The organism is Bradyrhizobium sp. CB1015 (assembly GCF_025200925.1).
Taxonomy (GTDB): Bacteria; Pseudomonadota; Alphaproteobacteria; order Rhizobiales; family Xanthobacteraceae; genus Bradyrhizobium.
Genome location: NZ_CP104174.1, coordinates 1,720,889 through 1,741,042 on the forward strand (window position 1 = coordinate 1,720,889; position 20,154 = coordinate 1,741,042).

Annotated in this window: 14 protein-coding genes and 1 pseudogene; 14 read left to right on the top strand and 1 reads right to left on the bottom strand. The window is 57.3% G+C overall.

The genetic code is table 11. The features are described 5' to 3' along the window. Positions 1-670: 670 nt before the first annotated feature. The 14 genes and pseudogenes from N2604_RS07760 to N2604_RS07825 all read left to right on the top strand — a co-directional run bounded on the left by N2604_RS07760 (position 671) and on the right by N2604_RS07825 (position 17,399). On the top strand, positions 671-1,303 hold the full coding sequence (locus tag N2604_RS07760) for a NodA family N-acyltransferase (protein WP_124163660.1): 633 nt from the start codon (positions 671-673) through the stop codon (positions 1,301-1,303). Next, entirely contained in the window at positions 1,300-1,959 is a 660-nt protein-coding gene (gene nodB / locus N2604_RS07765) for a chitooligosaccharide deacetylase NodB (protein ID WP_124163659.1), read from the top strand. The genes N2604_RS07760 and nodB overlap by 4 nt, the downstream gene beginning before the upstream one ends. 16 nt (positions 1,960-1,975) lie before the next feature. Further along, a complete protein-coding gene (gene nodC / locus N2604_RS07770) occupies positions 1,976-3,352 on the top strand; it encodes a chitooligosaccharide synthase NodC (protein WP_124163658.1) in 1,377 nt (458 codons plus the stop codon). A gap of 11 nt (positions 3,353-3,363) precedes the next feature. After that, positions 3,364-3,993, top strand: coding sequence for a nodulation methyltransferase NodS (gene nodS / locus N2604_RS07775; protein WP_158669169.1), 630 nt, complete (start codon positions 3,364-3,366; stop codon positions 3,991-3,993). Positions 3,994-4,006: 13 nt separating this feature from the next. After that, positions 4,007-5,716 carry a nodulation protein NodU gene (gene nodU / locus N2604_RS07780; RefSeq protein WP_124163656.1) on the top strand — a complete coding sequence of 570 codons (1,710 nt, stop codon included), beginning with the start codon at positions 4,007-4,009 and terminating at the stop codon, positions 5,714-5,716. Between the two features lies 1 nt (position 5,717). Beyond that, complete coding sequence (gene nodI, locus N2604_RS07785; protein ID WP_124163655.1) at positions 5,718-6,638, top strand: nodulation factor ABC transporter ATP-binding protein NodI; 921 nt, start codon at positions 5,718-5,720, stop codon at positions 6,636-6,638. Positions 6,639-6,641: 3 nt separating this feature from the next. Then, on the top strand, positions 6,642-7,430 hold the full coding sequence (locus N2604_RS07790; RefSeq protein ID WP_124163654.1) for an ABC transporter permease: 789 nt from the start codon (positions 6,642-6,644) through the stop codon (positions 7,428-7,430). Positions 7,431-7,748: 318 nt separating this feature from the next. Further along, positions 7,749-8,160, top strand: a pseudogene (locus N2604_RS07795) (carbamoyltransferase N-terminal domain-containing protein); the annotation flags it as partial. Between the two features lie 143 nt (positions 8,161-8,303). Continuing rightward, positions 8,304-9,413, top strand: a complete 1,110-nt coding sequence (locus N2604_RS07800) for a nodulation protein NodZ (RefSeq protein ID WP_124163652.1) — start codon at positions 8,304-8,306, stop codon at positions 9,411-9,413. A 712-nt stretch (positions 9,414-10,125) separates the two neighbouring features. After that, complete coding sequence (locus N2604_RS07805; RefSeq protein ID WP_124163651.1) at positions 10,126-10,962, top strand: SDR family NAD(P)-dependent oxidoreductase; 837 nt, start codon at positions 10,126-10,128, stop codon at positions 10,960-10,962. A 181-nt stretch (positions 10,963-11,143) separates the two neighbouring features. Then, positions 11,144-12,961: a nif-specific transcriptional activator NifA gene (nifA, locus tag N2604_RS07810; protein ID WP_124163650.1), complete on the top strand. Its 1,818-nt coding sequence runs from the start codon at positions 11,144-11,146 to the stop codon at positions 12,959-12,961. A gap of 506 nt (positions 12,962-13,467) precedes the next feature. Beyond that, complete coding sequence (locus tag N2604_RS07815) at positions 13,468-14,331, top strand: electron transfer flavoprotein subunit beta/FixA family protein (protein ID WP_124163649.1); 864 nt, start codon at positions 13,468-13,470, stop codon at positions 14,329-14,331. Positions 14,332-15,513: 1,182 nt separating this feature from the next. Then, complete coding sequence (locus N2604_RS07820) at positions 15,514-16,737, top strand: GFA family protein (protein WP_124163648.1); 1,224 nt, start codon at positions 15,514-15,516, stop codon at positions 16,735-16,737. Further along, positions 16,722-17,399 (top strand): 2OG-Fe(II) oxygenase, encoded by a 678-nt coding sequence (locus tag N2604_RS07825; protein ID WP_124163647.1) that lies wholly within the window; start codon positions 16,722-16,724, stop codon positions 17,397-17,399. Before N2604_RS07820 ends, N2604_RS07825 begins: the two co-directional genes overlap by 16 nt. A 456-nt stretch (positions 17,400-17,855) precedes the next feature. Here N2604_RS07825 and N2604_RS07830 read toward each other — a convergent pair whose 3' ends face one another. Next, entirely contained in the window at positions 17,856-19,148 is a 1,293-nt protein-coding gene (locus tag N2604_RS07830; protein ID WP_260374226.1) for a peptide ligase PGM1-related protein, read from the bottom strand. Between the last annotated feature and the right edge of the window lie 1,006 nt (positions 19,149-20,154).

Here is a 20,154-nt window from a genome sequence, read left to right on the forward strand (position 1 = left end):
AGCGCGCCGCCGATTCCGTTTCATGGGCGTCTACAGGCGCGTCATGCGAGCCGTGTTGCGTCTCCGTGCGAAGTGCGCTCGTTTGGTCGGCAAGCGGGGTCCGATAAACCTTGGTATGGTGACGCCATCCGTTTCCATATTCGAGGTTTACCCGCGTACACTTGAGAGCGCTTTCAGCATCATTCTAGTGTCAGGGAATAGCGGCAGGCGCAGATTGCGGATGCCAATAATTCCAGGCGCCTTTCCAAATGGCTCGCCTGTCCAGTGCATTCGGGGCGTGTCGAAGATGTATGAAAGCCAGTTTGACCTGATGCCGCTCCGAAGCGCCGTCGATGAGGGCCGCGCGTCGATCGCCTGCCCTCAGAGATCAAAGCGGCGGACATCGAAGCGACAGGAGGCGCAAAAGCTCTTTGGTGCAGACAGCATCTGGCCTGTCGAATCGCATCGTGGGCATCTTCCGATATATGGCACGCAGGGCATTGGCCGGATGAGGAGCGCGAACCGAGCGCTCGCTGCCTCGCGAGCATGGGGCCAGCGGCGCTGTGCAGGCGAGCGGTGCCGAGCTCCGACACAGCAAGTCCGCGCATCCCAGCATTGATCGGCGGTTCGGCGACTAACGACTTCACGTGAACGTCTCGCTCTTAATTCCACTGGCGCAAGGAAGCTTGCCATGAACATTGCCGTGTCCCCGGCTGCGGAACGCTCTTCTACGCGCGCTCAAGTGCAGTGGAGCCTTCGTTGGGAGAACGAGCTGCGGCTCGCCGATCATGCCGAGCTCGCGGAGTTCTTCCGCAAGAGTTATGGACCGACGGGTGCGTTCAATGCGCAGCCTTTTGAGGGAAGCCGAAGTTGGGCCGGCGCAAGACCGGAGCTCCGTGCAATTGGTTACGACGCGCGCGGGGTAGCGGCCCACCTCGGGCTACTACGTCGCTTCATCAAAGTTAGTGAAGTCGATCTCCTCGTAGCAGAACTGGGGTTGTATGCGGTGCGTCCGGATCTCGAAGGGCTCGGAATAAGCCACGCAATGCGCGTGATGTATCCCGTACTGCAGGAGCTTGGCGTTCCATTCGGCTTTGGCACGGTTCGGTCGGCGCTTGAGAAACATATGACGCGACTGGTCGAAAGGCAGGGGCTCGCCACCCTGATGCATGGCATTCGCGTCCGCTCCACGCAGCCGGATGTCTATCCCAATTTATCGCCGACCCGCCTCGAGGATGTGATCGTGGTGGTGTTTCCGCTGGGGCGCTCGATAAGCGAATGGCCGGCCGGGACTTTCATCGATCGGAACGGGCCTGAGTTGTGACAGAGCGTTCCACCCCATCCACTGTCCGCTGCGACTACGCTGACGTGAGCGGAAGTCGAGCTGTCTATTTGACCTTTGACGACGGGCCGAACCCGTTTTGTACGCCAGAGGTGCTCGATGTGCTGGCGCAACATCGGGTTCCGGCGACATTCTTCGTCATCGGCACGTACGCGATCGAGCATCCTGACCTCATCCGACGAGTGATTGCGGAAGGGCATGAGGTTGCGAACCATACGATGACCCATCCTGATCTATCCAGATGCGGACCTGCGGAGCTACAGGATGAAGTGCTGACCGCGAGCGAGGCGATCCGTCTGGCGTGCCCGAAGGCCTCGCCCAGGCATATGCGAGCGCCTTACGGCATATGGACGCAACAGGTGCTCGCAATGACTGCGAGCGCTGGTCTCACGGCTCTGCACTGGTCGGTCGACCCGAGAGATTGGTCCCGCCCTGGGGTTGATACAATTGTGAATTCGGTGCTGGCGAACGTTCGCCCGGGTGCAATTGTGCTCCTGCACGACGGGTATCCTCCCGATGAGGAGAGACTGTGCACCGATACAACGCTGCGCGATCAGACCACGAAGGCGCTGGCATTTCTGATTCCGGCACTACAACGGCGCGGGTTTGTAATCCGTCCACTCCCTCAACTTCACTAAACAAGAACTGACACCTATGGACCTGCTCGCGACAACCAGTGCTGCTGCTGTTTCAAGTTATGCGCTGCTCTCGACTATCTATAAGAGCGTGCAAGCGCTTTATGCCCAGCCGACGATCAACTCATCGCTACAGGACAGCCTCGGACAAACCGAGGTGGTCCTTCCCACTGTGGACGTCATCGTGCCGTGCTTCAATGAGAATCCAAACACGCTTGCCGAATGTCTGGAGTCGATTGCCAGTCAAGAGTACGCCGGAAAGATGCAGGTCTATGTGGTCGATGACGGGTCTGCAAACCGCGACGTGGTCGCGCCTGTACACCAGATATATGCCAATGATCCGAGATTCAATATCATCTTGTTGGCCAACAACGTCGGAAAGCGCAAGGCGCAGATCGCTGCAATACGCAGCTCATCCGGGGATCTCGTTCTCAACGTCGATTCCGACACGGTTCTTGCTGCCGATGTCGTCACGAAGCTTGTATTGAAGATGCATGACCCGGAAATCGGTGCGGCGATGGGTCAACTCGTAGCAAGTAATCGCAACCAGACCTGGCTGACCAGGCTGATCGATATGGAATATTGGCTCGCGTGCAACGAAGAGCGCGCGGCACAGGCGCGTTTCGGTGCCGTCATGTGTTGCTGCGGCCCATGTGCAATGTATCGGCGTTCCGCACTCACCTTGCTTCTTGATCAATACGAAGCGCAATTCTTTCGTGGGAAGCCGAGTGATTTCGGCGAGGACCGCCATCTAACGATACTCATGCTCAAGGCGGGCTTTCGAACCGAATACGTCCCAGACGCGATAGCAGCTACCGTCGTCCCGCACAGTCTTGGGCCATATCTGCGTCAGCAGCTCCGTTGGGCACGCAGTACCTTTCGAGATACGTTTCTTGCATTGCGCCTGCTGCCAGAGCTCGATGGTTATTTGACCCTAGATGTTATCGGGCAGAATCTCGGCCCATTTCTCCTCGCGATCTCAACACTTGCTGCCCTTGCACAGCTCGTGATCGGTGGCTCTATACCCTGGTGGACGGGACTGACGATTGCTGCAATGACTATGGTCCGGTGCAGTGTGGCAGCACTTCGTGCTCGCGATTTGCGGTTTATCGGCTTCTCGCTCCACACACCGATCAATATCTTTCTTTTACTACCATTGAAGGCTTATGCGCTTTGTACATTGAGCAATAGCGATTGGCTATCGCGAAAAGTTACTAATGTGCCGGCGGAAGAGGAGAAACAGCGTGTCATCCTGCGCCCCAATGCCGGACGAGGTGCGGCTAGTGTAGGGGTGGGGCCTACTGTCATTCATAAAGGGGGGGTATCGCACCGTCCATCGAGCCTCACGGCCACGGAGAGTGTTTCCGGTCGTGAACGCTCGACTGCCTACGAATAAGTGGTCGTCTCATGATTCTGGACGAAAACCATCAGCTATTAGAGCGAGAGTTGGCTCTCGACGACCCATGGCGCCTTGACAGTAGTTCGTTCGAGCAGGAGCGATACGCGCAAATGCTCCGGATGTCGTGTGGCGACGGAGACGCTGCGTCTGGCCTCGAAGTAGGATGTGCAGCCGGTGCATTCACGGAGATGCTGGCTCCGCTATGCGAGCGACTTACCGTGGTGGATGTCATGCCGCAGGCAATTGAGCGAGCGCGACTGCGGACCAGTAAGTGGTCACATATTGCTTGGGTGACCTGCGACATTCAGCGGTTCTCGTCCACTGAGCAGTTCGATTTGATTGTCGTGGCCGAGGTTCTTTACTACCTCAAAGACGTGAGCGAGATGCATGCGGCTATCCGCAACCTCGTGAGTATGCTTGCGCCAAGTGGCACTCTGATTTTCGGGTCCGCGCGTGATGAAATATGTCAACGCTGGGGGCATGCTGCTGGTGCCGAAACGGTGATCGCTCTCTTTAAGGAGAGCCTATCGGAGGTCGAGCGTCGGCACTGCTCCACCGGATTGGCAAACGAAGACTGCTTGATCGTCCAGTTTCGAAAGCCGGACGCCACGTCAGAACAATCAAACGTCGGTCATTAGGCCAGGAGTACGTATGCGCATCTGCGGAATAAAGTTGACACATGACGGAGCAATTGCTGTCGTCGAGGACGGTCGGCTTCTTTTTTGCGTGGAGCAAGAGAAGCGCGGCAATAGTCCACGCTATCAGTCCGTTGACAATCTCGATGCAGTCGTGCGCGCCTTGGCTGAGCATGGCCTGGAGCCGCGGGATATCGATCAGTTCGTCGTTGACGGCTGGGACGGGGAGAATGAATCGCAGTTCCAGCTCCTAAGCGGAGCGGTGCAGGTTGCGCTAAAAGGCGCGCCATATGTCGAGCGTCATGCTGAGGGCCTCCTTGATCCCGTCGACGGCGTTGGCCTCCTCCTCGGAGGCAAGGAGTTTCCATATAAGAGCTACCCGCATGTCACGGGCCATGTCGCGTCAGCATATAGCACCAGTCCCTTTGCAGCCGCGGGAAAGCCTTCGTTCTGTCTGGTGTGGGATGGCTGCATCTTTCCACGTCTTTACTATGTCGAACCGCGCGGGGCTCGGTTCATTGGATCGCTGTTTCCTATGATTGGCCACGCCTATGCTGCCGCGGGCCTTCACTTCGGGCCGTACCGTCAGCCGAACCGCTCCAGTTGGGATCTGGGCATCGCCGGCAAGCTGATGGCTTACATCGCGCTTGGCTCAGTTGATGAAAGCATAGTGGAAGTGTTTCAGGAGCTTTATGAAACACGGTTGGCGGCCGACACGGAGCAGGCTCGCCGCTACCGCGAAGACATCAACAATGCGGAATCGTCTCTTGCAGCTATGCACGCGTTCTTCGAGGCAAGCACGTTGCGCCTGGCTGCCAAGCGAGCGGAGGACGTCCTCGCCTCGTTCCATGTGTTTCTGGAACGTCTTCTTGTTAAGGAAATCGCGCTGCTTCTGCTAAGATATTCGTCGCTTCCGGGAGCGCGAAATCTATGTGTCGCCGGAGGTTGCGGTCTCAATATCAAATGGAACAGCGCGCTTCGCGCGACGGGATTGTTCGATGATGTCTGGGTGCCGCCGTTTCCGAATGACAGCGGCTCGGCAATCGGCGCGGCGTGCGGCGCCATGGCAGCGCAAGATGGCTTCGGGCCATTGCAATGGTCAGTTTACAGTGGTCCTGCCCTCCAGGAGAGCGAGGTTCCGCCGGACTGGGAGGCCGCACCTTGCAGTCTGAGTGAACTTGCGTCGATTCTTGCCGACAACAAGCCCGTGATCTTTCTTTCCGGGTGTGCCGAGCTTGGGCCGCGGGCGCTGGGCGGTAGAAGCATTGTTGCAGCTCCAACGTGCCCGGCAATGAAGGATCATCTCAACGACATCAAGCGTCGCGAGCACTTCCGACCGGTGGCGCCGATCTGTCTGGAGGATCGGGCGCCGGAGATCTTCAGCCCGGGCACGCCAGATCCTTACATGCTATTCGATCACCAGACCCGGGCGAATTGGCGCGACAAGGTCCCGGCGGTGGTCCATCTTGATGGCTCGGCGCGGCTGCAGACAATTTCCCGCAACTCTCCTCACGAAATTGCCGCGCTTCTCGTCGAATTTGAGCAACTCACGGGCATTCCGCTGCTCTGCAACACGAGCGCCAACCTCCACGGACGGGGATTCTTTCCGGACGCTGCGGCAGCTTGCCAATGGGGGCGTGTCGAGCATGTTTGGTGCGAGGGCATGCTCTGGAGCAAAACGGTCGCCAAGAAGCCATTGTCCACGGAACGACTTCTGTCAGCCTAAGATGAACATGTCCACTGTGGCGATCGACCTTGCCGGGGTAAAAAAGTCATTTGGCGACAACCTTATCGTCAACGACCTGTCGTTCTCGGTCGCGCGCGGAGAGTGCTTCGGACTGCTTGGGCCGAATGGAGCTGGCAAGAGTACGATTGCGCGCATGCTCCTCGGCATGATTTCGCCCGACGCAGGCAATATTACAGTCCTCGATGAGCCTGTGCCTTCCCGAGCTCGTGCGGCGCGTACGCGCGTCGGGGTGGTGCCGCAGTTCGACAACCTTGAGCTCGAGTTCACAGTGCGAGAGAATCTGCTTGTGTTTGGCCGCTATTTTGGCATGAGCGCTCGCAGAATCGAGGCGGTTGCGCCCGCGCTGCTTGAGTTTGCGCGTCTTGAAAGCAGAGCGGACGTGCGTGTCTCCGAGTTATCCGGTGGCATGAGGCGGCGGCTGACACTGGCGCGTGCCCTGGTTAATGATCCACATCTACTCGTGATGGATGAGCCCACCACTGGCCTGGATCCGCATGCACGTCACCTGATTTGGGAACGCCTGCGGGCCCTGCTTGCGCGTGGCAAGACGATCCTCTTGACCACTCACTTCATGGAAGAGGCCGAGCGCCTGTGCGATCGCTTATGCGTGCTTGAGAGTGGATGCAAAATCGCCGAAGGCAAACCAGATGCCTTGATCGACGAGCATATCGGCTGCAACGTGATTGAGATCTATGGCGGTGATCCCAATCAACTTCGAGAGCTGATCAGGCCTTATGCGCGGCATATCGAAGTGAGTGGAGAGACGCTTTTTTGTTACGCGCCATATCCGGAGCAAGTCCGCGTGCACCTGCGCGGGCAAGCAAACCTTCGCGTACTGCAGCGCCCTCCGAATCTCGAAGACGTGTTCTTGCGGTTGACCGGGCGCGAGATGGAGAAATGAGCGATGGATGATGGCTATGCGTCGGTGATGCCGGCTAACGCGTACAACTGGATCGCGGTATGGCGACGAAATTTCCTGGCATGGAGGAAAGTCGCGCTTGCATCGCTTCTCGGCAATCTCGCAGACCCTATAACCAATCTGTTGGGCCTTGGCTTTGGCCTCGGACTTATCGTGGGACGAGTTGAGGGGACTTCGTACATTGCCTTTTTGGCGGCCGGTATGGTCGCAATCAGTGCGATGACATCCGCGACCTTTGAAACCCTATATGCGGCCTTTGCTAGGATGGGTGTCAAACGCACCTGGGAGGGAATTCTGTTCACACAGCTCACGCTCGGCGATATCGTTCTAGGTGAGTTGGTGTGGGCGGCCAGTAAGTCCGTTCTAGCGGGGACAGCAATCGGGATTGTCGCTGCAGCGCTGGGCTATGCATCCTGGACGTCCATTCTGTGCGCGATACCCACAGTCGCCCTTACGGGTCTTGTCTTCGCCAGCCTGGCAATGGTCGTCATATCTCTTGCGCCAACTTACGATTACTTCGTGTTTTACCAGTCGCTCGTCATTACGCCCATGGTGTTTCTCTGTGGCGCGATCTTTCCGACGAGTCAACTGCCTGACTCATTTCAGCACTTTGCCGGCTTGTTGCCGCTCGCACATTCGGTCGACCTTATTCGTCCAACGATGCTTGAGCGCGGCGTCGACAGTGCCGCCCTGCACGTAGGTGCGCTTTGTGTTTACGCGGTCTTGCCCTTTTTCGCGTCGACAGCACTATTTCGGCGACGCCTGCTGCGTTGACGTCAATTGAGCGAACGCGAGAAAGTCAATCGATGCAGTATCATGAGTCCTTCCGCGGTAGCTCGCGAGTGACCTGGTCCGTTACAGCGGCTTCTGCAACGGCCTTAAGAGGCTGCGATCGAGCCAGATCTATGGCCGCCTGTTCGGTCTATCGGCGTCGGACGTCAGCCACCCTATTTCTGAGTGCCTGTCGCTAGGCGCCGAGACAGGCCTTGCAAAGTCATGTTGTGCTGTCTGGCCCGCGCACCGGCGGAGCGTGATTGTACAGGTTAGTTCGATGGGACGGCAGTTGGCCTTCCCGTCACGATGGAGGACGGGATGTTGTGCCCGGGACTGAGTGGTGACCTTGATAGAATCCATGAAAGCTCTCCGGAGCTGCCGAATACATTTCTTCACGGTGGCACTGCGGTTTTTGTGCAGGATGGCCGCGTAATTGCTGCTGTCGAAGAGGAGCGTCTCAACTGTGTCAAGCACTCCAACAAGTTCCCTAGCAGCCCGACCCGATACTGCCTGTCTGCCGCAGGAGTCGAGCTCGGGGATGATCGATCGCATCGCGTCCTACGCGACTGAAGCCTATTGCAAAACCATCCTCGAGCGTCTTTTTGTTTCTCAACCAGTTACGCTAGACGCCAAACTGTTGCTGCGGCAGCTTCTGACACGGGAGTTCGGGGCAGAGATCGATCCGTCCCGACTTTCCTTGGTGAATCACCACGAAGCGCATGTGGCCACGCCTCCTATGCCTGCATGTGAGGGGACCATCCCATCCGACGCACAGGGAGTATTGGGCATCGGACTTCGGGCAGGTCGATACAACACCGCTGAAGAAAGGACAGAAAGTGTTGAGAGAACGCGGCCATCACGGATAGCCCTGCTATGAAGTTCTACCGACGCAGCTCGCCGGAACCGCAACAGACTGTGACGCCGGGCGAGAAGAGACCCGAGATGTCTGTATCGATGTCTTTTGTCCAACCAGGAGCGCGCGAAAAGGCAATCGAGATGGTTAGCGGTGCGATGAATGTTCGGTTCGTAGTGTCCCGGCGACGTACGGGTTTTGGCGACTGTCTGTGGTCCCTGGCGGCAGCTTGGCGTTTTGCAAAGCAGACAGGGCGGACGCTAGCCATCGATTGGCGGGGCTCTTGCTATCTTGATGAACCATTCACCAATGCCTTTCCAGTCTTCTTCGAACCGGTTGAAGACATTGCCGGCGTGCCGGTGATTTGCGACGACGACATCAACAAACGTTCGTTTCCGGGACCATTCTTTCCGGCATGGTGGAACAAGCCATCTATCGATTGCGTCTACCGCCCGAACGAGCAGATCTTCCGGGAACGCGACCAACTCGATCAACTGTTCCAAAGTCAGAGAGATAGTGACGCTAACACGGTTGTGTGTGATGCCTGCCTGATGTGGCGCTGCGATCAGGAGGCGGAGCGCGAGATCTTTCGGAGTATAAAGCCGCGAGCTGCAATTCAGGCTCGGATTGATGCCATCTACCGCGAGCACTTTGAGCCGTACAGTGTGATCGGAATTCATGTCCGGCATGGCAACGGTGAGGACATTATGGGGCATGCTCCCTACTGGGCGGACGCGGAGCGCGCGTTTCGACAGGTCTGTAATGCCATTGAAAAGGCGAGGGCGTTACCACATGCGAGGCCTGTGAGGGCATTCCTGTGCACGGACAGCGCGCTCATCCTTGAGCAGGTGTCGGCAATATTTCCCGATGTTTTTGCGATTCCAAAACAGTTCCAGGCGCCTCACGCCGGCCCGTTGCACAACGCCGCCCTCGGAGCCGAGGGTGGCTTTTCTGCCCTCACTGAGATGTATCTCCTTGCGCGCTGCGACACGGTGATCCGGTTTCCCCCAACGAGCGCCTTCACGCGCTATGCGCGTCTCTTTGCTCCACGCGTTATAGAGTTCGACTTGAACGATCCGAGCAGGTTGATCTTGGTCGAAGACAACTCGCAAGAGCTCGTAGCTTCATGAAAGTTGTAGCGCGCTTGATCGACCTGATTGTCGCTCTTTGCATCCAAGAGTACTGCCAGTTCTTGTACAGGCGACAATCGTCTGCCCAACGTGATGCTGTTGCAACGAAGAGCAGAACGAAGCGACGGCTAAGTGCCTTCGCTTGAGCCGTGACGTCGATAACAACCGCCCTAAAGTGCTGCGCAGCGTTAAGCAGACGGAACACGTCGTCGTCATCCTTCGGTCAGCCACAAATCGGAGCTGATCAGTGCTCGAGCGTGGATGAACATATCAGTTCGCCAGCTCGTGCCTGGAGCCAACCCGTCCAGCGATATTTCCAGTTCTGCCCAGGGGTGCGACAAACAGAATCGACGATTGACGAATCTGACGTGCGAGGCTGGTACGTCAGTTTTAGAGTTAGCGCGGCAAAATGTCCGTGGTCGCTCCCGAGCGGTCGTTGACTTCGGCGAGGCGCCGACAAGCCGCAGCTCATTCGGTTGCGCGATCAAGAAAGCGAGCGCGGCCCGTCCCCTGTGATGAAGCAGGCGAGTGTGCTAGAGAGCTTACGTAGCTGATTTGCCATTGTTGTCACAAAGCACACCCACGGCTGTCTGAAATCGGCCAAGTGTTCGGTGTGCGCGACGTTAGGACGCAAAACGGAGGTGATTTACCTGCACCGCAGTGGCGCAAATCCTGCTAATCGTCCGCTGCCCTAACAGTAGAGGAGGCGGCCTTGGGTCTCGATCTGCCGAATGACAATCTGATTAGAGAGCCGCTGGCCGAAACACATTTGGGTTGCCTCGTTTACGCCGATAAAGCGCGTGATAATCGTAGAGAACAAAAGACGATGTTGCTCACGGGGGCATCGCGCGGAATTGGTCATGCCACTGCCAAGCTCTTCTCGGAGGCGGGCTGGCGTGTCATTTCTTGCGCGCGCCAACCTTTCGACGGCGAGCGATGCTCCTGGGAGGCAGGGAATGACGATCATTTCCAGATCGACCTCAGCAATCATCGAATGCTGCCGCGTGCGATCACCGAGGTCAAGAAGCGCTTGGCTGGTGCGCCCTTGCACGCGCTGGTGAATAATGCCGGGGTCTCGCCGAAAACGCCCACTGGCGATCGGATGACGTCGTTGACCACGTCAACCGAGACCTGGATGGGGGTGTTTCATCTTAATCTGGTAGCTCCGATCCTGCTGGCGCAGGGTCTGTTTGACGAGCTAAGAGCCGCGTCAGGATCAATCGTAAATGTGACTTCAATAGCAGGCTCACGGGTGCACCCATTCGCCGGTAGCGCCTATGCGACCTCGAAAGCGGCGCTTGCGAGCCTCACACGCGAGCTGGCCTATGATTATGCGCCGCATGGCATTCGTGTGAATGCGATCGCGCCCGGCGAAATCAAGACCGACATGCTATCGCCAGACACGGAAGCCCGTCTCGTGCCAGGTATCCCGCTGCGCAGAGTGGGGACCCCGGATGAAGTGGCCAAAGTCATCTTCTTCCTGTGCTCGGATGCGGCGAGTTATGTCACGGGAGCCGAGGTGCCGATCAATGGCGGGCAGCATTTGTAAAGCCGCCGCTCTGGCGACGCAGCTGACGTGTCCTGCAGCGGCACGTATGTTCTCCGCTGACGACGCGCACGATCCGCAAAAAGTGAAACGAGGGCACATTGCAAGTGTGGTGTCGTGCCATAATAAGGTGTCACGGTTCTATGTCATCTCCTCAACACGTGGGGCTAGATCAGAGAGTGACATGCAAAACGAAGCTCGCCAATCCCAACATGGCTCCATGGAGGATAATCAAGACAACGGAGACAGGCTCATGCTGCACATCCCATCCTCGGGCGAACGACCTGCCTCGCAACCGGAGCCGGAGCGTGATCCCTCGGGGCAGCCGTCGTATGAGAGCGCGCTGGCCGGCATCTTCGAAATATCGAAAATAGTCAGCGCCCCTGGTCGGCTCGAAGTCATGTTGGCCAAGGTCCTTGGCCTGCTGCAATCGTTTGTGCAGATGCGACACGGCATCGTCTCGCTATTCCACGATGACGGTATCCCGGAAATTACCGTTGGCGCCGGCTGGAGCGAAGGCAGTGACGAACGTTACCGCACGTGCCTGCCGCAGAAAGCAATCGCCCAGATCGTAGCGACAGACGGGCCTCTTATTGTCGAGAGCGTAGCCGGCGAGCCAGCCTTCAGCGCTGCCGACCGGGAGCTTCTCGGCGCCTCCGACAGCGTGCGCGTATCGTTTATTGGGGTTCCTATTCGTATTGAAGCGAGGGTCGTTGGTACGCTGACGGTAGACCGTATCCAGGACGATAGTTCCAGTCTTCGGCTCGAGTACGATGCGCGACTGCTGGCTATGGTCGCCAACTTGGTGGGACAAACAGTCAAGCTACATCGCTTGTTGGCCTGCGATCGTGAACGATTGTTAGTGGACAAAGACCAGCCACAGAAGATTGTTGAGCTTGAGGTGGCCGCTCGCGAGCGCAAGAAGCTTCACGCCCACGGGATCATTGGCGACAGCGCCGCGCTGAGCGCTCTGCTCGAGAAGATTGCGGTTGTAGCCAAATCGAACAGCACGGTTCTGCTGCGGGGCGAATCCGGCACCGGCAAGGAGCTCGTAGCCAAGGCCATTCACGAGTCCTCGTCCCGCGCTAAACGACCGTTCGTTAAACTGAATTGCGCGGCGCTGCCAGAGACGGTTCTGGAATCGGAATTGTTTGGCCATGAGAAAGGTGCCTTTACCGGTGCGGTCAGCTCGCGCAAGGGGCGCTTCGAGCTTGCTGACAAAGGGACGCTATTTCTGGATGAGATCGGAGAGATCTCAGCTCCGTTCCAGGCGAAATTGCTGCGAGTTCTGCAAGAGCAGGAGTTCGAGCGCGTCGGTAGCAATCACACGATTAAGGTCGATGTTCGAGTCATAGCTGCGACCAACAAGAACCTTGAAGAGGCCGTGGCAAGGAGCGAGTTCCGCGCGGACCTCTACTATCGTATTAGCGTAGTTCCCTTGTTGTTGCCGCCGCTGCGCCAAAGACGCACTGATATTCCGCTGCTAGCCCGAGAGTTCCTCAGAAAGTTCAACAGCGAGAACGGCCGTACGCTCACCCTGGAGGCGAGTGCGATCGAGGTACTGATGAACTGCGGGTTTCCGGGAAATATTCGCGAACTCGAAAATTGCATCGAGCGAACAGCGACGCTGTGTACCGGGCCATCGATTGTGAGAAGTGACTTTGCATGCTGCCAAGGCCAGTGCCTTTCCATGATGCTCTGGAAAAGCACATCGAACGACAAGGCCGACGTGGCGGTACCCATGCAGCCGATGCCTGCAAAGTCCATCATTCCGCTAGCTCAAACGACATTGCCACCGCAGTCTGTCTGCGGACCGGCCCCACTGGCACCTGCCGGCACAGTTCTCGTTGGTGGTGCGAGCATGACCGATCGCGAGCGTGTCATTGCGGCCATGGAAAAATCTGGCTGGGTGCAGGCCAAGGCAGCGCGCCTACTCGGACTAACCCCGCGCCAAATCGGCTATGCGCTGCGAAAATACGGAGTTGAGATAAAGCGGTTCTGAACAACCACACCCGTCGGAACTTCTGCTGCCAAATAGATAGTTGAAGAACGATTCCGAAGAGGCAATCTACGCACTCTGAAGGGAATGGGCCGGCCTGCGGCGACGACGGCGCGCGCGCAACATGGATTTGTGCGCCATGAGTTACAGAGCCTCACCTGGGGCCATACAATCGTGAACCGTCCTCCGTAGCTCGAACATGTAACAAGCTATCATCCCTATTCTGCGGACGAGTGAGCGGCAATGCTTAACCGTCGATCGGCCCGATGCCCGCAGGTGGTTCGCAGCAGTGATCCTGCGAGCATCCCTTGCGTCTCTCGGCTGGCGTGACGAGCGGAACCGCGTTGTCGGTGCCCTGACTTGTGTCGGCATTCGTTCGTCAGGAAGAGCGGCTGGAGCGACTTATCGCCCGGTTTAAGCCTTTTTGACAGCGAGCCGATTCCAGGCAACGGCGATGGTACAACACTTGCTGTTCTCTTCGCAGCTATCGCAACTGTTGGAGCAACATCGTGCACAATGTCGTCTGCATCAAACAGGTTCCGGACTCGGCGCAAATCCGCGTTCACCCCGTGACCAATACAATCATGCGCCAGGGAGTGCCGACAATCATCAACCCATATGACCTCTTCGCGCTCGAGGCCGCGCTGGAGCTGCGCGATCGGTTCGGCGGCGAAATTACCGTGCTTACCATGGGACCGCCATCGGCAGAAGAGTCCCTGCGAAAGGCGCTGGCTTATGGTGCCGATCGCGCCGTCCTACTCACCGATCGCTGCTTTGCGGGCTCCGACACACTGGCCACAACGTATGCACTTGCAACCGCCATCCGGAAAATCGGTAAGGACTATCGCCCGACGAATGTCATTTTCACGGGAAAGCAGACCATCGACGGCGATACTGCGCAGGTTGGGCCCGGCATCGCAAAGCGAGTGGGCGTAGTGCAGCTGACTTACGTTGCTAAGATCAGATCCTTGGACCTCGCCGCTCAAACGATTGAAGTGGAACGACGCTGCGAAGGTGGTGTGCAGGTGTTGCAAACCAAATTGCCGTGCCTCATCACCATGCTTGAGGCGACCAATCAGATTCGGCGCGGCGCGATGGCGGATGCCTTGCGTGCCGCGCGTGCCCAAATCGTGAAATGGAGCGCGCAAGAAGCCGGTGTCGAAGACACCTCCAACTGCGGTCTCAAGGGCTCGCCGACGGTCGTTAAGCGTGTGTTCGCTCCCTCTGCGCGGGCCGAGAAGGCGGCGCTGGTTGAGGCCGCTGAGCAACCGGCGCAGGCGTTGATAGACGCAATGTTCTCGCTTCAACCGAAGCTCGAAACCGATCTTGCGGCACTTGCTCGTGGCGCTCGATCCGGAGAGTCCAGGCCATGATAGTGGATACGCTCCAGAAATGTATCAACGCCGCACCCGTGTCGAAGAGCGCGCAACATGTAGCGACCCATCTCGGCCAGCTACCAATAGGGTCTGCCCATGGCATCCGTCGATCTCGCGAGCAGCGGGCCCGGATGTTCCCTAGACCACGTTACGCTACGACGGAGTCGCGGGGGATTGTCGGGGCACAGGCAAAGGGGCCTGCGTATGTTCCAGGTCACCGTTCGGTCGTATTCGACGACGTGGAAGGCCATTTCTTCTCTTGTAACGGTCACGGCGAAGACGCAATAGTCAGCGACCCGGGTCACCATACTAGCGCTGCCGTCTGCACGCACAAAGCGCTGTCGCTGGCTTCGGGGCGCAAAGTCAACCCATGCGTCGCCTTTGAAGCAGTCTCCGCGATTGAGCAGACCTGTACGCATGTGAGCGGCCGCTGGCTCTTCGCTGTTTGCTTTCTGACAGCGGCGCGCAGGCTCTCAAGGTCGATACACTCGCAATGAGGAGGCGACACGACCGTTGTATCAACTGATTCAGATCTTACGGAGCGAATCCAAGAGTTGGCATAATGATTGCTGAGAGCGACTAAGAACTTAGAGGTGGTAATCGCGAACGAAGAACGGGTGAGGGTCTCTTTGAGATGCTTTGTGCCGCCAGCAGCGGTATGTGACACCAGGGGCCAAAAACCTTAAGAGCATCATAGGTACAAATTGGAGTCTACAATGCTGTCCCAGGCTGACAGCGGTTCGGCGAAATGGCGGGAGCAGCACCCGCGAGGGCTTGATCCATTCGCCCAAGATCGCGAAAGCTGCAAGCGTGCCGAGCGGCCAGGCACGCCACTCGCCCACGCGACATTAGCTACAAAACGGCGTGGGCGGCGCAGTATCCATTATGAGTCTCCGCGCGAATGCTGGTCGGGGCGGGCACTGCGGCGTCGGACTGCTGGTGGAGAGGAATCCGACTGGATTCCCGCCGCTCCAATAATGAACGCATTCCCTTCGATGCTTATGAGCTGGACTGAGCATGCCGCTGTCTGCCATCGCGAAGCAAACTACCAAAAGTTCGCCTGGAAGGTGAGCGCAATCATTGGCCCTTCTAAGCCAATGAACCCAGGGCGGTTAATAGGTGGCCCGGACACGAAGCTGCTTCGTCAGGGACCGTTCGCTTCTCATCTGCAGGGATCACATGACATCTCAAGCGTCTCGATTTGCAGCGGATCAGCCTCCGAAGATATGCTGCGAGTACCTGACCGAGCAAGCGCGAGCCTTGTTCGGCCCGCATCCGTTCGCCTCTCAGTTGTCCGAAGATCAGGTTGCCAGGGTGCTGCCCGAATATCTGGCGATGTCACAGGCGTTCCCGTACCTGCAGGCGGGGTCCCAAGGGGACCTCATATTTGATGCAATGCATCACAATCGGGATATTGCGAGAGACATTGAGCTGACCAGCGTGGTCGCGAACTTTATCTGTTGGGACGAGACCGGAGGCCATGGCCGAATTCTCCAGGGGGGCAAGGCCGCGCTACCGGATATTCTGTTGACAGAAAGCTTTCACTCCAACCTGTTGAAGAAAGATGCCTCCCAACTACTCGGCCGAGCAATACTGCCCAACTATAGCTCTAGGACGAAGCAGTATCTGCATTCTCTCTACGCCGGATTGTCATCGAAAGACTCCCTCGTTCGTTGCGCTTACATGGTAGCTTTTGAGCTACATGCTGCGGACATGATCCAATCGCTGTGGACCACCCTGGCCGAAACGTTTAAAGCGCAGCCGGACGATCTGGAGTATTTTCGCAGCCATGTGGGCGGAGAAGATCCCGCGGAGAAGTACCACGGAGAAATGACAGGCCGGCTGATTGGTGAACTTGTGCAGCCTGACCGTAGTGATCGTTTTTTGAATGAATTCCTCCAAGCCTATCGGGTCAGCGTCCAGTGGTGCCGCGATCTCATCGCAATTGCGGCACGCACCGGAGATGATCACTCGGAGATCGAACATCATGGCAGTTGCCATTGTGGCTCTGTCAAGTTCTACGTCAGAGCGCCGCGGGAGCTCTCTGGAGTTCGTTGCAATTGCTCGATTTGTCAAATGTCTGGGTTTCTCCACTTACTCGTAACTGGCGATAAGCTACGCATCGAGCGCGGTGAAGAATTCCTCACTACATATCAGTTCAACAAGAACATTGCTCGGCACACGTTTTGCCGGCTTTGTGGGGTAAAGCCATTCTATAGGCCGAGGTCGAACCCCTCCGGGTTCAGCGTAAATATTCGATGCCTGGACAGAAGGACGATCGCGCGCGTAAGAATAACCGAGTTCGATGGCGAGCATTGGGAGCAAGCATTCGTCTCAATGCACAAGGACCCGGAGTCCTGCTTCGAAGATCAAAGGAGTGAGCTCGAATGGCGCGCGCAATGAGTGATAAATCCCGCCAGCTTTCAGAGGAAATGCTGACAAAGTACCGCATAGAGCTGTTAGTAAAGGGGACGGCCGTTATCGCCCCCCAGATATTGTTCACTCAAGCCGACTTGACCAAGATCGATCAGCTGCAGGCTGAGATTCCCGAGGAAGAAGTGCGGGAGGGAGATGCCGGCGACTTGCACAGCGTCTTTGTCAAGCGCGTAAGGGTAGATCCACCCGGCCGGGCGCCTAGCAACGTGAGTGGTACAGCTTCAGGGCAGATCATGGAGCTACTTGAAAGTAAAGACCGCAGCTTCGCGCTAAGACAGATCTTCGGAGCATCCTCAGATTACGTGGTTCGCCGATGCCAAATGCATCGTATGCCGCCCGGGTCCTTTGTGGGCATCCATTTGGATGCGAAGAGTGATCCGGACTTCGAGTACGCGGTGATTGTGCAGCTAGCGAGAGACTTCGAGGGGGGTGAGTTCGTGGTATATCCTACCGTGTACGAACAGCACGTATTCCGGCCACCATTCGGCGCCGTGCTTGTCACGACATGTAAGGTCCGGCATGAAGTTAAGCCGGTGTCGAGCGGGGAGCGCCGATCTCTTGTCTACTTCTGTTCAAAAAGGGGCGGCGCGAACCGCCGGGTCATCGAAAGTTCTACCGCTCGGCTATGAGGTGGCGCGCCTGATATGAGTCTGCCCAGGTTCTCGTTGTAGGCGAGCCATCATCCCACTATAAGGTCGGCCCTCGTCCTCACCCGAAGATTGGTGCCGCATGCGTGCAGTTGCGAAAGTCGCCGGTTGCAAACGCAGCCGCTCGAGCATGACTCTAATCTCCGCCGAGAGAATGTCCGATTGATGGACGCAATGCGCTTAGCGGATGCCGTTGCGTAGGACAGCCTCTTGCAGCGATCGACCAGCTGGGTGAGAATATTTCCCGCGCAAGGTCACGATCATGATCCGACGTTTAGCATTAAGGATCAACCTAGCCTCTCGCCTGTCCGGCGCTTCAGGGAGTGCAGCCGGCCGCAGCGCCGAACCTATTTGCTCAGACTGTGCCCTCTTTATGTAGGGCCGAATAAAGCGCTGCTTTGGAGCGGGGCAGTGAATTGAGCGTGTGAAGATTGCTCGCTAGGAGCTCAAAAGTCGGTGTTGCTGATCGTGGGCCGCAGTCCTGTCTGGCGCAATCACAACGCACTCCACGGTGCCAGCCTCCTCGTCGGCGGCAAGCGGGATCACGCCCGCCTTACGTGTGCGGTCGAATAGGAGTCCTTCTTTGAAGAAGCGATCATGCGCCGCTTGAAAGGATGGCGATCGCACATTTCTTACAGATAGAATAACGTTGCGGCTGGAATAGTCGAAGCCGAGCAGCCGGATCGCAATGTTGTGTAACACCGATCCGCCACCCCAGCGGCCGTTCGCTTCATTGAACAGCAACCGTTCGTCTTTTGTGAAAATGGCGTCGATGTTGATCATTCCGCGATAGCCCAGGTCTCTCGCTAGTGCCACAAATCGGTAGGCATGCTCCTGGGCAGTCAACCATTGCTCGTTCTCCAGGTCGCTTGGAAGCTCAAGCCCCGTCCAGGTGAGAGCCCGTTCGGACCGATCTGTGCTTTTACGCAGGCGTATGTTTCCACTGTTGATAAAAGCGATTGATGCATCATCCTGGATTTCATACTCGAGATAAAATAGAGATCGGGCCAAGTGGTATGATTCGACGACCAGCGTCTTACACGATGCTGTTGTGATCTCAGAGTAAAGCGCGTCAGGATCAAGCGACGGCCACGAAATCATCCGAGTATCTCTGGCTCCAGGTAGCGGATCGCTTTTGCTGCGGGTCAAGATGACATTTCCGACTCCTCCAGCTCCATTATCCAACTTTACAATGACCCTGCCCGTCTCGGATTTGAGGGCAGTGACCGCTTTGAATAGTCCATTTGGGTCTGTCGCGACACATCCATGAGGGAGCGGAAGTGCGACGCTTGTTGCCAACTGACGGAAGTGGCTCTTGCGATTCAACAGATCAGGCCCGCGCTGCAGAGCGAAGTCGTCCCCGGTCTTCGATATGCCCAGTGTGGCCGCCAAACGTGCGACACCTTCTGTAAAGTAGCAGGGATGCAATCGCCAGGCGGATTTCTGACGAATATGTCTTTTGAGCCGCTCGACAACAGGCTGGGACAGCAACGTGCAATCATCGAGGATCGTCGATTGGCGGCTCGCAGGTACAACAAGGCGAAGACGCGATGCATCGAAATCGAGCGTCGCGCCAATGAAGGATAGCAGATCCGCCGGGATCGCTACCGGGGAGACGATCAGGTCGCCCTCCTGAGCAAACCACGCTGAACGGTGTGCCGAGCTGGCGGCCAGCGAACGTTGAGCCTTTGTTAGATGGGCGCCCGACATCTGAGGCGTACCGGCATTCATAATTAGGATCCGCGGCATTCGCGACCTCCGGGCATCTGGACTTGATCAGGATGGGATGGTCATGGCAAGCATGACAGCCGTGCCACCCCGTGGTAAGGCGCTGAGACAGGGAGAGTTTGCGCCGTCTCGATGTCACCTGCGATGTAGTGGGAGAGAACGGCCCGTCTCAGATCTGCCGATCTCAATTGATAGCTCGGTCGCATGGCTATTCGCTTCAGAAAAAGCGCGGGACGTTGGGTAGTGCGATGTTCGGAATGCTTCGTGTGAAATGATTTCGCGCGGCACGCTAAAACGGACCGTGACCAAACATGTGCGATCAGCGCGTCTGCCTCGATCTCGCACCCCAGTCGCTTGGTCATATAAGCGACCGGTACTTCTTCCCAGCGCGCATCGGCTCGACCGACCGGCCGCATTCGGCTAGATCTGGATATTACGTATGCACTCGCTCTATTTTCGCTAGGTAGATGTTCTCGGCGGAAGTAACCGAGTGCTGATTTGGCGTCGTGAAGCGGAAAAGATCCATCTGCGTCGCAGCATCCAAAGTCCCCTGCGAGTCGGGGCATCTTGATTCGGCCTCCTCTCTGGACACCAAACTGGCTCTCGAAGGCGCGAGCGATCCGCTCGATCAGTCGATTGAGGATGACATAGCTGGGCGTCTTCCGTTCGAAATGGATCGTGGTCTTGTCAGGAGTATACTTGGCGTTTTGCTCGACGAAGGTGGAGAATCCAACTCGCTATTCATGTGCATCAGGTCCGCACATTGTGTTTGTGCCGATGCGTTTCATCGGAAGCCCGGAGTGCTTGGCGACGCCCCAGTCATATGCTTCTTTTGGCCGGCTCTTAATGGTTGTCATGGGTTGCGAACGATGGTTATTTCTTGAGGGAAATCTGCCGATTGATCACTCACTTCGCTCGGCTCTGCTGCGGTCGTGTGCATCTGTCGGTTGTGACAGGCGCACCACGAAGAGGGTTTCTTGCCGCGCCTTTGATATACAGAGGCGCCGCA

What these genes read in the sequence shown, in the direction of transcription:
- N2604_RS07760 (WP_124163660.1), top strand. Translation starts at nt 671, where the DNA reads ATGAACATTGCCGTGTCCCCGGCTGCGGAACGCTCTTCTACGCGCGCT.
- nodC (WP_124163658.1), top strand. Translation starts at nt 1,976, where the DNA reads ATGGACCTGCTCGCGACAACCAGTGCTGCTGCTGTTTCAAGTTATGCG.
- nodS (WP_158669169.1), top strand. Translation starts at nt 3,364, where the DNA reads ATGATTCTGGACGAAAACCATCAGCTATTAGAGCGAGAGTTGGCTCTC.
- nodU (WP_124163656.1), top strand. Translation starts at nt 4,007, where the DNA reads ATGCGCATCTGCGGAATAAAGTTGACACATGACGGAGCAATTGCTGTC.
- nodI (WP_124163655.1), top strand. Translation starts at nt 5,718, where the DNA reads ATGAACATGTCCACTGTGGCGATCGACCTTGCCGGGGTAAAAAAGTCA.
- N2604_RS07790 (WP_124163654.1), top strand. Translation starts at nt 6,642, where the DNA reads ATGGATGATGGCTATGCGTCGGTGATGCCGGCTAACGCGTACAACTGG.
- N2604_RS07800 (WP_124163652.1), top strand. Translation starts at nt 8,304, where the DNA reads ATGAAGTTCTACCGACGCAGCTCGCCGGAACCGCAACAGACTGTGACG.
- nifA (WP_124163650.1), top strand. Translation starts at nt 11,144, where the DNA reads ATGCAAAACGAAGCTCGCCAATCCCAACATGGCTCCATGGAGGATAAT.
- N2604_RS07820 (WP_124163648.1), top strand. Translation starts at nt 15,514, where the DNA reads ATGACATCTCAAGCGTCTCGATTTGCAGCGGATCAGCCTCCGAAGATA.
- N2604_RS07825 (WP_124163647.1), top strand. Translation starts at nt 16,722, where the DNA reads ATGGCGCGCGCAATGAGTGATAAATCCCGCCAGCTTTCAGAGGAAATG.
- N2604_RS07830 (WP_260374226.1), bottom strand. Translation starts at nt 19,148, where the DNA reads ATGAATGCCGGTACGCCTCAGATGTCGGGCGCCCATCTAACAAAGGCT.